General features: G+C 72.5%; 13 protein-coding genes. 12 read left to right on the forward strand and 1 reads right to left on the reverse strand.

Annotated elements, in window-relative coordinates:
• Window positions 1-5: 5 nt before the first annotated feature.
• From ASC58_RS21945 to ASC58_RS08795, 12 genes are all read left to right on the forward strand, one after another.
• Window positions 6-1,325: a hypothetical protein gene (locus ASC58_RS21945; protein ID WP_369796215.1), complete on the forward strand. Its 1,320-nt coding sequence runs from the start codon at window positions 6-8 to the stop codon at window positions 1,323-1,325.
• Between the two features lie 57 nt (window positions 1,326-1,382).
• On the forward strand, window positions 1,383-3,443 hold the full coding sequence (pta, locus tag ASC58_RS08745; protein ID WP_056919014.1) for a phosphate acetyltransferase: 2,061 nt from the start codon (window positions 1,383-1,385) through the stop codon (window positions 3,441-3,443).
• The gene (locus ASC58_RS08750; protein WP_056919015.1) at window positions 3,440-4,645 is read left to right on the forward strand and encodes an acetate/propionate family kinase; all 1,206 of its coding nucleotides are present in this window, start codon (window positions 3,440-3,442) and stop codon (window positions 4,643-4,645) included. The genes pta and ASC58_RS08750 overlap by 4 nt, the downstream gene beginning before the upstream one ends.
• A gap of 22 nt (window positions 4,646-4,667) precedes the next feature.
• Entirely contained in the window at window positions 4,668-6,296 is a 1,629-nt protein-coding gene (locus tag ASC58_RS08755; protein WP_056919016.1) for an amidohydrolase, read from the forward strand.
• Window positions 6,297-6,442: 146 nt separating this feature from the next.
• The gene (locus tag ASC58_RS08760) at window positions 6,443-7,045 is read left to right on the forward strand and encodes an RNA polymerase sigma factor (RefSeq protein ID WP_056914436.1); all 603 of its coding nucleotides are present in this window, start codon (window positions 6,443-6,445) and stop codon (window positions 7,043-7,045) included.
• Window positions 7,042-8,046 (forward strand): hypothetical protein, encoded by a 1,005-nt coding sequence (locus ASC58_RS08765; RefSeq protein ID WP_056914437.1) that lies wholly within the window; start codon window positions 7,042-7,044, stop codon window positions 8,044-8,046. Before ASC58_RS08760 ends, ASC58_RS08765 begins: the two co-directional genes overlap by 4 nt.
• Window positions 8,047-8,125: 79 nt before the next feature.
• Window positions 8,126-9,715: a lysine 5,6-aminomutase subunit alpha gene (locus ASC58_RS08770; RefSeq protein ID WP_056919017.1), complete on the forward strand. Its 1,590-nt coding sequence runs from the start codon at window positions 8,126-8,128 to the stop codon at window positions 9,713-9,715.
• Complete coding sequence (locus tag ASC58_RS08775) at window positions 9,712-10,542, forward strand: OAM dimerization domain-containing protein (RefSeq protein WP_235529156.1); 831 nt, start codon at window positions 9,712-9,714, stop codon at window positions 10,540-10,542. The genes ASC58_RS08770 and ASC58_RS08775 overlap by 4 nt, the downstream gene beginning before the upstream one ends.
• Window positions 10,539-10,952: a hotdog domain-containing protein gene (locus ASC58_RS08780; RefSeq protein WP_056919018.1), complete on the forward strand. Its 414-nt coding sequence runs from the start codon at window positions 10,539-10,541 to the stop codon at window positions 10,950-10,952. The genes ASC58_RS08775 and ASC58_RS08780 overlap by 4 nt, the downstream gene beginning before the upstream one ends.
• Before the next feature lie 405 nt (window positions 10,953-11,357).
• Window positions 11,358-13,010, forward strand: a complete 1,653-nt coding sequence (gene lnt, locus ASC58_RS08785) for an apolipoprotein N-acyltransferase (RefSeq protein WP_235529157.1) — start codon at window positions 11,358-11,360, stop codon at window positions 13,008-13,010.
• Window positions 13,003-13,773 (forward strand): polyprenol monophosphomannose synthase, encoded by a 771-nt coding sequence (locus ASC58_RS08790; protein WP_056914441.1) that lies wholly within the window; start codon window positions 13,003-13,005, stop codon window positions 13,771-13,773. Before lnt ends, ASC58_RS08790 begins: the two co-directional genes overlap by 8 nt.
• Window positions 13,758-14,288, forward strand: a complete 531-nt coding sequence (locus tag ASC58_RS08795) for an FxsA family protein (RefSeq protein WP_056919020.1) — start codon at window positions 13,758-13,760, stop codon at window positions 14,286-14,288. Before ASC58_RS08790 ends, ASC58_RS08795 begins: the two co-directional genes overlap by 16 nt.
• 84 nt (window positions 14,289-14,372) lie before the next feature.
• On the opposite strand, the gene ASC58_RS08800 is transcribed toward ASC58_RS08795, so the two are convergent.
• Window positions 14,373-14,732 carry an RNA polymerase-binding protein RbpA gene (locus tag ASC58_RS08800; protein ID WP_056914443.1) on the reverse strand — a complete coding sequence of 120 codons (360 nt, stop codon included), beginning with the start codon at window positions 14,730-14,732 and terminating at the stop codon, window positions 14,373-14,375.
• Window positions 14,733-14,751: the final 19 nt, after the last annotated feature.

Consider the following 14,751-nt stretch of genomic DNA (forward strand, 5'->3'; position numbering starts at 1 on the left):
AGCGCATGTCGGCCACGCCCTACGCCAACGGTGGGCGCCTGCGCACCGACCTCCCGCCGGTGGACCTCGCCACCCACGAGGTACCCCTGCCCGCGCGCGGCACGACGTGGGTCGAGAACACGCTCTCCTCCGGGGGCCTCATGCGGGACCTGTATGCCGCGACGGCGCGGCCCGACGGCGGCGGCACCTTCCGGGTGTTCTCCCCGGACGAGACCGCGAGCAACCGGCTGCAGTCGGTGTTCGAGGTGACCGACCGGAACTTCATGGGACCGCTGCTCGCCACCGACGACCACCTCGGACCGGACGGCCGGGTCATGGAGGTCCTCAGCGAGCACCTGTGCCAGGGCTGGCTCGAGGGGTACGTCCTCAGCGGACGCCACGGGGTGTTCGCGACGTACGAGGCGTTCGCCATGGTGTCGGCGTCGATGGCGGTCCAGCACGTCAAGTGGCTCCAGCACGCCAAGGACCTGCCGTGGCGCGCGGACGTGTCGTCGCTCAACGTGCTCCTGACCTCGACCTGCTGGCGCAACGACCACAACGGGTTCTCCCACCAGGGCCCCGGGCTGATCGACTGCCTCATCCCGCTGGCGCCGGACGTCGTCCGCGTGTGGTTCCCGCCGGACGCCAACACCGCCCTGTCCATCACCGACCACTGCCTGCGCAGCACCAACCACGTCAACCTCATCGTGGTCGACAAGCAGAAGCACCTGCAGTACCTCACGCTCGAGGAGGCGCACCGACACTGCGCCGCCGGTGCCGGCGTCTGGGACTGGGCGAGCACGGGCCGCGACGACGAGGAGCCCGACATCGTGCTGGCCTGTGCCGGTGACGTCCCGACCCAGGAGGCGCTCGCGGCCGCCGAGCTCCTGCACGAGCACGTGCCGGACCTGCGCGTGCGGTTCGTCAACGTCGTCGACCTCATGGCGATGCTGCCGGAGAACGACCACCCCCACGGGTTCTCCGACAGCCAGTTCGACGACCTCTTCACGCGGGACAAGCACGTGGTGTTCGCGTTCCACGGCTACCCGCGGGCGGTCCACCAGCTCGTCCACGGCCGCAGCAACCCCGGGCGCTTCCACGTCCGCGGGTTCAACGAGCAGGGCACGACGACGACGCCGTTCGACATGGTGGTGCTCAACGGGATGAGCCGGTTCCACCTCGCCAAGGAGGCGCTGCGCCGCGCCGACCGACGCCCCGACGGCTGGGACCGGCTCACCCGGTTGTGCGACGACCGGCTCGCCGAGCACGCGACCTACATCCGCGAGCACCTCGCCGACCTGCCGGACATCGCCGACTGGACCTGGCGGGGGAGGGACGAGGCGTAGGCGGACGGGGACCGGACAGCACACCGTCAGCCGTCCCCGGCCGGTAGTTTCGAGCCCGTGGCCACCAGCATCTACATCGCCGGCACCGAAGCCCAGTCCGGCAAGTCGGCGGTGGCGGTCGGGCTGCTCGACCAGCTGAGTCGACGGGCAGGGCGGGTCGGGGTCTTCCGGCCCATCGTCCGGGCCGGTGTCCCCGACGAGCTGGTCCGCACCCTGCTGTCCCAGCTCCCGGGAGACCTGACGGTCGAGCAGGCGTGCGGCGTCACCTACGACGACCTGCACGCCTCACCCGAGCGCGCGATGGGGACCATCGTGGACCGGTTCCACGAGGTGGCCCGCGGGCACGACGTCGTCCTCGTCGTCGGGTCGGACTTCACCGACGTGTCGGCGCCCACCGAGTTCTCGGTCAACGCCGCGGTCGCGGCCAACCTGGGCTCCCGGCTGCTGCTGGTGGTCCCCGCCCAGGGACACGACCCGGCCGAGGTGGCGACCACGGCCGAGATGGCCGTGGTCGCCGCGCGGGAGGCGCACGCGCACGTCACTGGCGTCGTCGCCAACCAGGTCGACCCGGCCCTGCTGGAGGAGACGGCGTCGGCGGTCTCGACCCGCGTGGGGGTCCCCGTGCAGGCCCTGCCCGAGACCCCGCTGCTGCGGGCCCCCACGGTCAGGGACCTCATGGACGCCTGCTCCGGACGGCTGGTCCACGGCGACACGGCGTGGCTGGACCGCGAGTGCACCGGGCTGGTGGTGGCGGCGATGACCATGCCGCACGTCCTCGACCGCCTGATCGAGGGCGGGGTCGTCATCGTGCCCGGCGACCGCGAGGACGTCGTGCTCGGGGTGCTGCTGGCGCACCGGTCGAAGACCTTCCCGACGCTGTCCGGGATCGTCCTCAACGGCGGCTTCCCGCTCACCCCGCAGGTCGAGCGGCTCATCGAGGGGTTGGACGTCGTGCTGCCCGTCATCGCGACGGACAGCGGGACCATGACGACCGCGACCCGCCTGGGCGCCGCCCGTGGACGCCTCGCCCCCGACTCCACCCGCAAGCTCGAGGCGGCTGTCGCCATGGTCGAGCGCGGCCTCGACGCCGAGACACTGCTCGGACCCGTCGCCGCGGCCGGGGAGGGCACGGTGACCCCGTTGATGTTCGAGCACCGACTGGTCGACGACGCCCGCGCGGCGGGGTCGCACATCGTCCTGCCCGAGGGTGCGGAGGACCGCATCCTGCTGGCCGCCGACACCGTCCTCGGCCGAGGCATCGCGCGGCTCACGCTGCTCGGGGACCCCGAGGTCATCCACGCCAACGCCCAGCGGCTCGGCGTCGACGTCTCCTCGGCGGCCGTCGTCGACCCGGGGACGAGCGAGCTGCGCGAGGGGTTCGCGGCCGACTACGCCCGGCTGCGCGCCCACAAGGGCGTCACGCTCGACCAGGCCCGCGACCGCGTCGTCGACCCCTCGTACTTCGGAACGATGATGGTCCACCAGGGACTGGCCGACGGCATGGTCTCCGGGTGCATCACGACCACGGCCCACACGATCCGTCCCGCGCTGGAGATCGTCCGCACCGCGCCCGACGTCTCGGTCGTCTCCAGCGTCTTCCTCATGTGCCTGGCTGACCGGGTCCTCGTCTACGGCGACTGCGCGGTCAACCCCGACCCGACCGCCGAGCAGCTCGCCGACATCGCGATCTCCTCGGCGCGGACCGCCCGGCAGTTCGGCATCGAACCGAGGGTCGCGATGCTGTCCTACTCGACGGGGGAGTCCGGTTCGGGCGTGGACGTCGACAAGGTGCGCGCCGCGACCGCGCTGGTCCACGAGCGCGCTCCCGGGCTGCTCGTCGAGGGCCCCATCCAGTACGACGCCGCCGTCGACCTGGCCGTCGCCGCGACCAAGCTCAAGGACAGCCCTGTCGCCGGCCGGGCCACGGTGCTGGTGTTCCCCGACCTCAACACCGGGAACAACACCTACAAGGCGGTGCAGCGCAGTGCGTCGGCCGTTGCCATCGGCCCGGTCATGCAGGGGCTCAACCAGCCGGTCAACGACCTGTCCCGCGGGGCCCTCGTGCGGGACATCGTCAACACCATCGCCATCACCGCGATCCAGGCGGGAGCCCGGTGACCGCCGCCCGCCCGGTCCTCGTGGTCAACGCCGGGTCGTCGTCCCTGAAGTACCAGGTGCTCGACGCCGCGACCGGCGTGACGGAGGCGACGGGGATCATCGAGCGCATCGGGGGCGCCGCCCACCTGCGCCACACCACCCCGGCGGGCACCCACGAGGAGGACCTCGCCTGCCCCGACCACCGCGCCGCGATCGACGCCGCCCGCGACGCCCTGCGCCGCCACGGCCCCGACACCAGCTCTCTCGGCCTGTACGCCGTGGGCCACCGCGTCGTCCACGGCGGCCCCCACTTCACCGAACCCGTCCTCGTCGACGACGACGTCCTCGCCGCCATCGAGGACCTCGTCCCGCTGGCCCCGCTGCACAACCCGGCGAACCTCGAGGGCATCCGCAGCGCCCGCCGCTCCTTCCCGGGAACGCCACAGGTGGCCGTCTTCGACACGGCCTTCCACCAGACGCTGCCGCCGGAGGCGTTCACGTACGCGGTGCCCGCCGAGTGGCGCGAGGAGCACCAGGTACGGCGGTACGGCTTCCACGGCACCTCGCACCGGTTCGTCTCGCGTCGCACCGCCGAGCTCCTCGGCCGCGCGCCCGGCGACTGCAACGTCATCGTGCTCCACCTCGGCAACGGCGCCAGCGCCTGCGCGGTCCGCGGCAGCCAAAGCATCGACACCTCGATGGGCCTGTCCCCGCTCGAGGGACTGGTCATGGGCACCCGCTCGGGGGACGTCGACCCGGCGCTCGGCGCCTACCTCCAGCGGGTCGCGGGACTGGACCCCGCCGCATACGACGAGGCCCTCAACAAGGGCAGCGGGCTCCTCGGGCTGGCCGGCATCGCCGACCTGCGCGAGCTCGACGCACGTCGTGAGGCGGGCGACGACGCCGCAGCCCTGGCGTTCGCCGTGATGGTCTACCGGCTTCGTAAGTACGTCGGGGCGTACGCCGTGGCGCTCGGACGGGTCGACGCCATCGCCTTCACCGGTGGCATCGGGGAGAACAGTGCCAGCGTCCGCGCGGCGGTCCTGGGTGGCCTCGACGTGCTGGGCGTGGAGCTCGACCCCACGGCCAACGCCGACGGCGACCCCGAACGAAGGGTGACCACGGACGGGAGCCGGGTCGCAGCCTGGGTCGTGCCGACCAACGAGGAGCTCGAGATCGCCCGGGCCTGCCTGGCCGTCCTGGGGGACGGGCAGGACGGGTGAGGCCGCCGCATAGGGTGCTCGCGTGAGCACTCTCTACCGCGGCGGCTTCGTCTACTCACCCATCGACCCCTTCGCGAACGCGATGGTCGTCGACCACGCGACGGGCACGATCGCGTGGATCGGCGGGGACGATGCCGCCTCGGTCCACGGCGACGCGGTGGACCGCGTGGTCGACCTCGACGGCGCCCTCGTGACCCCGGCGTTCGTCGACTCGCACGCGCACCTCTCCCAGACCGGCGCCGGCCTGCGCGGCGTCGACCTCGGCACCACCCGCAGCGTCGCCGAGGCGCTGTCCCGCATCGAGGACGCCGCCCGCCGCCAGCAGGGGCGCCCCGTGTACGCCCCCAACTGGGACCAGGGCCGGTGGGCAGAGCGCCGTCCGGTCACCGGCGCCGAGCTCGACCGTGCCACCTACGGCGGCGTGGTCTACTCACCGCGCATCGACGGCCACTCCGCCGTGGTCTCCTCGGCGCTCGCCGCCGCCTCGGGTGCCCGTGACCTCCCCGGGTGGGAGGGAGAGGGCCTGGTGACCCGCGAGGCGCACCACGCGGCCCGCGTCGCCTTCGCCGACGCGGTCACCCCGGCCCAGCGCCGCGCCGACATCGACCTCGCCCTGCGCAGCGCCGCGGCCGCCGGGATCGGCCTGGTCCAGGAGAACGGCGGACCTGTCCTGTCCAGCGCCGACGACTTCGCCGACGTGCTGGCGGCGGGGGAGCGCGGCGACGGGCCCCAGACCCTCGGCTACTGGGCCGAGCTCGTCGCCGACGAGCAGCAGGCCCGCGACCTCGCCACCCTGCACGGCGCCCACGGCCTGGCCGGCGACCTGAACGTGGACGGTTCCATCGGGTCGCGCACCGCCCACCTCCGCGACGACTACACCGACCTCGCCGGGCACACCGGCAACGCCTACCTGTCCGTCGCCCAGGTCCGCGACCACGTGGCCGCCTGCTCCCTGGCCGGGCTGCAGGCCGGGTTCCACGTCATCGGCGACGCGGGAGTGGACACCGTCGTGGAGGGGTTCGAGGCGGCCGCGGCGCTGGTCGGTGCCCCCGTGGTGGCCCGGTCCCGGCACCGGCTCGAGCACCTCGAGATGGTCGACCCCGGCCAGATCGCCCGGCTCGTGGCGCTCGGGGTGGGCGCCAGCGTCCAGCCCGCCTTCGACGCCTTCTGGGGCGGTTCGGACGGCATGTATGCCGTGCGGCTCGGGACCGAGCGCGTCGTCGGCGAGGCGCCGATGAACCCGTTCGCCTCGATGCTCGCCGCCGGTATGACGGTGGCGTTCGGCTCCGACTCGCCCGTGACGCCGTTCGCGCCGTGGGAGGCCGTCCGCGCCTGCATCGCCCACCACGACGAGCGGCAGCGCATCTCTGCCCGGTCGGCCTTCCTCGCCCACACCCGCGGGGGGTGGCGCGCTGCCGGCTTCGACGACCGTGGCTACCTCGACCTCGGCCTGCCGGCGACGTTCGCCGTCTGGAAGGTGGGCGACCTCGTCGTGCAGGCCCCGGACGACCGGATCCAGACATGGAGCACCGACCCGCGCTCCGGCACCCCCGGCCTGCCCGACCTGTCGCCGGGCGAACCCGCTCCGCAGTGCCTGCGCACCGTCGTCCGTGGCCGCACGGTCTTCGACGCGGGCGCCTTCACCCCCTGAGAACCCGCGGTCCGTGAGCCATCCGAAGGACCAGTACGCCTCGGATCGCTCTAGGACTCGGGGCAACCTCCGACGGCCAGGCGGGACGAGACGGCACAATTCGGGCCGTGCGCGTGATCCGGGTGGAGCAGCGGACACAAGGGGGTGTGACCAGACACCACGCCCCTGAGGGCGCCACCGACCGTGAGGCCGAGCTGAGCGGGCTGTTCCGGCAGCACGCCGCCCGCGTCCACGCCTACGCCCGCCGGCACGTCGAGCAGAGCCAGTGCGACGACGTCGTCTCCGAGACGTTCCTCGTCGCCTGGCGCCGGCCGGACCAGGTCCCGCAGGAGCCGCTGCCGTGGTTGCTCGTCGTGGCCCGGAACGTCATCGCCAACCAGCGTCGGACCGCCCGTCGCGCCGACCAGGTCTGGTTCGCCGCAGTGCGCGACGGCTGGACCTCTGCCGCGCCGTCGGCCGACGAGGCCGTCCACGAGCGCGACAGCATGGTCCGCGCGCTCGAGCAGTGCACCCGCGCTGAGCGCGAGGCGCTCCTGCTCACGGCGTGGGACGGGCTGTCACCGGCACAGGCTGCCGAGGTCGCCGACTGCTCGGTCCGCGCCTTCACCGTGCGCCTGCACCGCGCCCGATCACGCCTCCGGGCCGCGTATGCCGCCGACACCGCCCCCGCGCCCGCCCGACCGGCGGGGGAGCACGCCCCCTCCTCCCACCGCCCCCGCACGGCCACCCTCGCCCAGGAGCTCTCATGACCAGCCTCGACCAGCTCACCGACCGCGCTCCCGACCCCCTCGACCTGTTGGCGGCCGGGCGCCCGACGTCCGCCTCGCTCCAGCGCGACTGGACCCCGGCGCGGGCGGAGGTCGCTCTCGCCATCACGCTCCACCGCACGCGCGACGAGGCCGAGGACGGGCCTCCCGCCAGGCTGCTCGCGCTGACTCCTGGACGGTCCCGCCGTCGCTGGGTCGCCCTGGGTGCGGCCGCTGCGGCGGCGGCCCTCGTGGTTCTCGGGGGCACCGCGGTGCTCGCACCCGATGCCGCCCTGCCGCGAGCCGACGCCGTCGAGCAGCTCGCCCGCCGGGCCGAGGTGGCGCCCACCCTGCAGGTGGGACCGGGGGAGTACCTGCACCAGGTCGTGCACTTCACCCAGCAGAACCGTGACGCCCGGACCCCCGCGGTCGACACGACGTCCGAGAGCTGGGTGGACGCCGAGGGGACGTCGTGGCGACGGGACCTGTCGAAGGTCGGCCCGGTGGGCACGTCCTACTACCGCTTCCCACCGAGCGACCTGGGGGACGACCCGTTCATGGGGACCCAGCCGTCCGACTACCTCCGGTGGCCCACCGATCCGGCCGGGCTGCGGGCCTTCTTCGACGCGCACCTGCGCAGCACCGGCCCCAACTCGCTCGACCCGAGCCAGGCGATCTTCGAGAACTGCAGCGACCGGTTCCTCTCGGGCACCGTGCCACCGAAGCTGAACGCCGCGATGATCCGGGTGCTGGGGTCGTTGCCGCAGGTGACAACGTCGAAGGTCCGATACGCCGGCCGCGCAGCCATCGAGCTCGAGTACCGCGGGGCCTACGTCAACGCGGTCTACTTCGACGAGCAGACCGCGCGGTACCTGGGCGAGACCGCGCTGGGGGAGCGGACCCTGGTCACCACCGAGCCCAGCGTGGTGGGATCGGTCCCCGCCGTGGTGAGGAAGCACGCCATCGAGCAGGGCAACGACGACGCCACCGCTGGGCGCAGCTGACCACCGAGCGAAGAAGCAGGATTTCCGGCCAACGCGGCAGTTGGCCGGAAATCCTGCTCCCCACTGCTAGATTTGCGCCGTGTCTTCGCGAGCCAAACCCCTGCTGGACCTCGATCCCGCCACCGTCCGCCAGGCCCGCGCCCTCGCGCGCAAGGCCGGCCGTCCCGTCGTCAAGCTGGCCCAGAGCCACACGACCGTCTCCGTCGAACGGGCCACGCTGCGCCTCGCCGGCCTGTCCGGCGCCGACCACGAGCGGGTGCCGTGGGTCAACCACCTCGTCGACGCGGTCCGCGCCGAGGTCGGCCTCGAGCACGGGGTCACCACCCCGGTGTACGACGCCCTGCGCAGGGGAGAGGCACCAGACCTGCTGACCCTGGCCCAGAAGGCCGCCAGCGGCTCGGTGCAGTTCCGGCTCCCCGCGGGCCGTGAGACCACCCGTGCCCAGGCCCTGGCGCGACGCGAGGTGAGCCGCGGCATACGCACCATCGACAAGCAGCGCGCCAACCGCGACCGGCTCATCACGCGCCACGGCGACCCCGAGCAGCGCCCGTGGATCTACCTCATCGTCGCCACCGGCGACATCTACGAGGACATCCCCCAGGCCCAGAACGCCGCCCGCGAGGGTGCCGACATCATCGCCGTGATCCGCTCCACCGGGCAGTCGCTGCTCGACTACGTGCCCGAGGGCGCCACCCGCGAGGGGTATGCCGGCACGTACGCCACGCAGGAGAACTTCCGGCTCATGCGTGCGGCCCTGGACGAGACGTCCAAGGAGCTCGGCCGCTACATCCGCCTCACCAACTACGCGTCGGGGCTGTGCATGCCCGAGATCGCCACGCTGGCCGGGCTCGAGCGCCTCGACATGATGCTCAACGACTCGATGTACGGGATCCTCTTCCGCGACATCAACCCGATCCGCACCTTCGTCGACCAGCGGTTCAGCCGCCAGATCCACGCCCGTGCCGGGATCATCATCAACACCGGCGAGGACAACTACCTCACCACCGCGGACGCCGTCGAGGCCGCGCACACGGTCACCGTGAGCCAGCTGCTCAACGAGTACTTCGCCAAGGAGGCCGGGCTCGAGGACTGGCAGCTCGGCCTGGGCCACGCGTTCGAGATCAACCCCGAGCTCCCCGACAGCTTCCGGATGGAGCTCGCGCACGCCCTGCTCGCCCGCCAGCTGTTCCCCGACGCGCCGCTGAAGTGGATGCCGCCGACCAAGCACATGACCGGCGACGTGTTCCGCGGCTACCTCCTCGACGGGTTCTTCAACCTCGTCGGTGCCATGACCGGCCAGGGCATCCTGCTCGTCGGCATGATGACCGAGGCGGTCGTCACGCCGTTCCTGTCCGACCGCGACCTGGCGCTGCAGAACGTCCGCTACGTGCTCAACGCCGCCGGTGGCCTCACCGAGGACTTCCACCCGCCGCGTGACGGGTTCATCCAGACCCGGGCCCGCCAGGTGCTCGGTGACGCGATCGACCTGCTCACCGACATCACCCAGGAGCCGGGGAAGGCCCCGCTGCTCGAGGCCATCGCCGACGGTACGTTCGGCCTGATGAAGCGCCCGGCCGACCGGGGCAAGGGCCTCGACGGCGTCGTCGTGCGCGCCGACGACTACGACAACCCCGCCACGACGATGCTCGAGGAGGGCTCGAACCGATGAGCGCGTCCACGACCGACAGCGCGATGCCCCTGGAGCCGATGCCCAAGGCAGGCAAGCAGGGAGCCCCGGCGAAGCGTCAACCCGACATCATCCGTCCGTACGGCGACACCACCGGCGACGGCATGGTCCAGGTGTCCTTCACCCTCCCCGTGCCGCACGACAAGCGTGCCGAGGGTGCGGCCCTGCAGCTCGCCGCCAAGATGGGCCTGGAGCCGGCGCTGCTCGTCCACGCCAAGCCGATGGGCCCCGACTTCACCTTCTTCGTCGTCTACGGCAGCGCCAAGCACCTCGTCGACCTGCGCGAGGTCACGGTCGTGGAGCGCGAGTTCCCGCTGCTCAGCCCGACCGAGGTCAACAAGGCCATCAAGTCCCGCCTGCGCCGCAAGCTCGTCGTCGTCGGCGCCTGCATCGGCACCGACGCGCACACGGTGGGCATCGACGCGATCCTCAACATCAAGGGATTCGCGGGGGAGAAGGGCCTGGAGTACTACCGCGAGGTCAAGGTGGTGAACCTCGGCGCCCAGGTCCTCGTCCCCGAGCTCGTCGAGCGGGCGCGGGCCGAGAAGGCCGACGCCGTCATGGTGAGCCAGGTCGTCACCCAGCGTGACGCCCACATCCACAACACGACGACGATGAGCGCCGCCTTCCGCGAGGCGTACCCCGCAGGCCAGGTCCCGTTGCTCGTCGTCGGCGGGCCGCGGTTCGAGGAGGGGTCCGCCCCCAAGCTCGGCGTCGACCGCATCTTCGGCCGGGGAACCACCCCCGGCGAGGTGGCCAGCTACCTCGTCCACGCCCTGGCAGCCCCGACCACCAAGGAGAAGGCATGACCACGCCAGCAGCCGGCCCCACCGTCGGCCGGACCGTCACCCACCGTCGCTACGTGCCGTACAGCCACGCCCACTACGCGGGCAACCTCGTCGACGGCGCTTACTCGCTGGCGGCGTTCGGCGACGTGGCCACGGAGATGTGCATCGTCACCGACGGCGACGAGGGTCTGTTCGCGTCGTACTCCGACGTGCAGTTCAGGGCCCCTGTCCGTGCCGGTGACGTCATCGAGATCGAGGCACGGCTGGTGCGCGTCGGCACCCGGAGCCGCGAGATGGAGTTCGAGGTGCGCGTGGTCGGCCGGGGCGCCCCGGAGCGCGGCGAGTCCAGCGCGGACCTGCTCGACCCGCCGCTGGTGGCCACGACCGCCCGGGGGGTCGTGGTCGTCCCCCCGTCGGCCTCCGACAGCTGAGACCGGCTTCGGCGTGTCGCGACGGACACGCCGACCGTTCGTCGAATGGGTTGTCCCGTAACGGTTCTCGTCCCCGCGGCTGACCTGCGCAATGGCGAGTTTCCGCCACGGACGGTGTCTTGACACCCCTTCCCACGCCGGTAGGTTTGCCCACGGTCGTCCACCCGACGAACCGTCCGCGAGGGGGAATCCGCGCAGGGACGGACTCACTGACCGGTGGCTAGCGCGCGCAGCCACCGCCCGCCAGCAGTGAGTTCCGGACTCGAGCAGGTGCCCTGACCGAGGCGGTGGGGGACGGCGGCACGGCCCGTGCGCCTAGTAGACAACAGCAGGCTGTCGACACCCAGCCGACCCCCTGCTGGTCCCAACGGCAGCACGGGCCGTGCCGTGTCCTACCGTGGTGCCGTGCCGACGTCCTCCCGCCCGCGGGTCACCACCCTCGTCGTCCTCGTGCTCGCCGCTGTCTCGGGTGTGGCCACCGCGTTCGCCTTCCCCACGCACGACGTGTGGTGGCTCGCCCCACTCGGCGTGGGCCTTCTCTCGTGGACCGTGACGGGGGCCCGGTGGCGGCTGGCCGCCCTGGCCGGCCTCGCGCACGGCCTCGGCTTCTTCCTGCCGACCCTGTCGTGGTCCGGGATCTACGTGGGCAAGCTCCCGTGGTTCGCGCTGTCCACCCTCGAGGCCCTGTACATCGCGGCCATGTGCGCCGTCGTCGCCGTCGTCCAGCGTCCGCTGCTCGGGACGCGACTGCGCCCCCTGGCGCACGCCGTCGTGCCGCTCGCCTGGGTCCTGCAGGAGTGGGCACGCAGCACCACGCCGTTCGGCGGCTTCCCGTGGGCCCGGCTCGCGTTCAGCCAGGCCGACAGCCCGCTCGCGCCCTTCGCCCGCTTCGCAGGGGCGCCCGGCCTCACCTTCGCCGTCGCCGCGGTGGGGGTCCTGCTCCACGTGGGGGTCGAGGCAGCCGTCCGCCGCGCCCGCCGCGCCCGGCGACCGGGAGTGCCGGTGACGGTCGCGCAGCCGGTTCTCGGCGCTGTGCTGGCCGTCCTGGCGCTGGCCCCTCTGGGCCTGGCCCTGGCCACGACGCCGCCCACCGACGGCCGGAAGGTCTCGGTCCTGTTCGTCCAGGGGAACGTGCCCAAGGCGGGACTGGACTTCAACTCCGAACGGCGCAAGGTCCTCGACAACCACGTGCAGGGCACCCTTGCCGCGGCGGCGCGCAACCCGGTGCCGCCGAGCCTGGTCGTCTGGCCCGAGAACGCCTCCGACATCGACCCCTTCCGCAACCTCGACGCCGCCGCCGACATCCGGCTGGCGGTCGAGACGGTCAAGGCGCCGCTGCTGCTGGGCGCCGTCCTGGTCGGACCGGGGGAGTATGTCTCCAACGCCAGCCTGTTCTACCTGCCGGGCAGCAACGACCCTCAGCGCTACGTCAAGCAGCACCCCGTGCCGTTCGCGGAGTACATCCCCTACCGGAGCTTCTTCCGGAACTTCAGCGACAAGGTCGACCTCGTGACCCGCGACTTCGCCAAGGGGGACCGCGCCGGCGCGTTCGAGGTACCGGTCAAGGGCCAGGAGCCCTACTGGATCATCCCGACCATCTGCTTCGAGGTGGCCTACGACGACCTCATGCGCGACTCGACGCTGCAGGCCGGCAAGACCGCCAACATCCTCGCCGTCCAGACCAACAACGCCACGTTCGGCTACACCGCCGAGTCCGAGCAGCAGTTCGCCATCAGCCGGATCCGCGCCATCGAGCACGGCCGTTCGGTCGTCCACGTCTCGACGGTGGGGGTCAGCGGCTTCATCAACCCCGACGGAACGTACGTCGACAAGACCTCGTTGTTCACCCCAGCAGCCGAGTTCGGCTCCCCGGTGGTCCGCTCGGAGGTCACCGTCGCCGACCGGCTCGGTCCGCTGCCGGAGTATGCCGCGGCCCTGGCCACGGTGGCCCTGCTCGCCATCGGACAGTGGCTGCGTCGCCGGGACGCTAGGGTCGAGGCCGCCGCCACCGACCCCGCGGGGCCGGCAGAGTCACGAAGGGACAGCGTCGTTGTCTGACCAGATCGACCGGGTGCTCGTCTGCATCCCGACCTACAACGAGCGGGAGAACCTCCCGCTCGTCGTCCGCCGCATCCGCGACGCCGTGCCGAGCGCGGACGTCCTCGTCCTGGACGACAACTCCCCGGACGGCACCGGCGACGTCGCCGACGAGCTGGCGGCCGCCGACGCCCAGGTCCAGGTGCTGCACCGGCCGGGCAAGCAGGGTCTGGGCATGGCCTACCTCGCCGGCTTCCACTGGGGGCTGGACCGTGGGTACGACGCCATCGTGGAGATGGATGCGGACGGTTCGCACCAGCCCGAGCAGCTGCACCGACTTCTCGACGCACTGACCCGCGCGGACCTCGTCATCGGCTCGCGCTGGGTGCGCGGCGGCTCCGTCGTCAACTGGCCGCTGCACCGCAAGGCGCTCAGCGTCGGCGGGAACCTCTACACACGGGCCCTGCTGGGCATGCCCGTGCACGATGCGACCGCCGGGTACCGCGCGTACCGCGCCGACGCCCTGCGCGCGATGGGCCTGAGCCAGGTGGCCTCGCAGGGCTACTGCTTCCAGGTGGACCTGACCCGCCGCGCGGTGCGGCTCGGGCTGCGCGTCACCGAGGTGCCCATCACCTTCGTCGAGCGCGAGATCGGTGACTCGAAGATGAGTGGCGACATCATGCGCGAGTCGCTCCAGCGGATCACCTCGTGGGGCGTCCACCACCGGGCCGACCAGCTCCGCGGCCTCTCCCGCCGCCGGGAGGCGACGTGGCACGAGCTGTAGGCGGCACCCCATACGCCCGCGCCGGGCGGCCTCGCCGTCCGCGCTGGCTCGTCGTCGTGTTCGTCGTCCTGCTCGTCGTCCCGGTCCTGGAGATCGCGGCGATCATCGCCGTCGGCAAGGCGATCGGCGGGTGGCAGACCCTCGTGCTGCTGCTCGTGGAGTCCGCGCTGGGCGCCTGGCTCGTCCGGCGTGAGGGGGCCCGTGCCTGGGCCGCGCTCAACACCGCCCTGCGCACCGGGCAGATGCCCAGCCGCCAGCTCGCCGACGCGGCCCTCGTGCTGGTCGGCGGGACCCTGCTGCTGGCCCCGGGGTTCCTCACCGACATCGTCGGCTTCTTCTTCATCCTCCCCGTGACGCGACCCATCGCCCGGACGCTGCTCGAGGCCGCGGTGGCCCGGCGCCTGCTGGGCGGCTTCCAGGGCCGGTGGGGGAGCGGCCCCGGGGGCCCGAACGGTCGGGGTGGCCCTGGTGGTTCGGGGGACGACCCCGGGGTGGTCGAGGGCGAGGTCCTGTGACCGACACCGCCTCTGGCACGACGAACGGCCGCGCCCTTTCGGGTGCGGCCGTTCGTCGTGGAGCCCGTCGGCTCGGTGAGGTGCTCAGGCAGTGCGCTTGCGGCGCGGCTTCTCGCCGCGGGACTCGCGCAGGAGGACCAGGCGCTCCTCGAGGAGCTCCTCGAGCTCGGGGATGGAGCGACGCTCCAGCAGCATGTCCCAGTGGGTGCGGACGTGCTTGACCTGCTTCGCCTCGGGCTCGGGGCCGTCGACGAGACGCGCCTCTTCGCCGCACCGGCACTCCCAGGTCGGCGGGATCTCCGCCTCGATCGAGAACGGCAGCTCGGTCCGGTGCCCCTGCGGGCACACGTATGCGGTGATCTGACGCTCGCTCGGGACGACGTGGTCGTCGGTCTCGAGGCTGTGTGAAACCATTCGGCTACCGCGAAGGGTGCGCTCTGCCATGGTGGGTTCTCCCAACGTG

Source organism: Phycicoccus sp. Root101 (genome assembly GCF_001426245.1).
Lineage (GTDB): Bacteria > Actinomycetota > Actinomycetes > Actinomycetales > Dermatophilaceae > Pedococcus.

What these genes read in the sequence shown, in the direction of transcription:
- ASC58_RS08780 (WP_056919018.1), top strand. Translation starts at nt 10,539, where the DNA reads ATGACCACGCCAGCAGCCGGCCCCACCGTCGGCCGGACCGTCACCCAC.
- ASC58_RS08775 (WP_235529156.1), top strand. Translation starts at nt 9,712, where the DNA reads ATGAGCGCGTCCACGACCGACAGCGCGATGCCCCTGGAGCCGATGCCC.
- ASC58_RS08800 (WP_056914443.1), bottom strand. Translation starts at nt 14,732, where the DNA reads ATGGCAGAGCGCACCCTTCGCGGTAGCCGAATGGTTTCACACAGCCTC.
- ASC58_RS08765 (WP_056914437.1), top strand. Translation starts at nt 7,042, where the DNA reads ATGACCAGCCTCGACCAGCTCACCGACCGCGCTCCCGACCCCCTCGAC.
- ASC58_RS21945 (WP_369796215.1), top strand. Translation starts at nt 6, where the DNA reads ATGTCGGCCACGCCCTACGCCAACGGTGGGCGCCTGCGCACCGACCTC.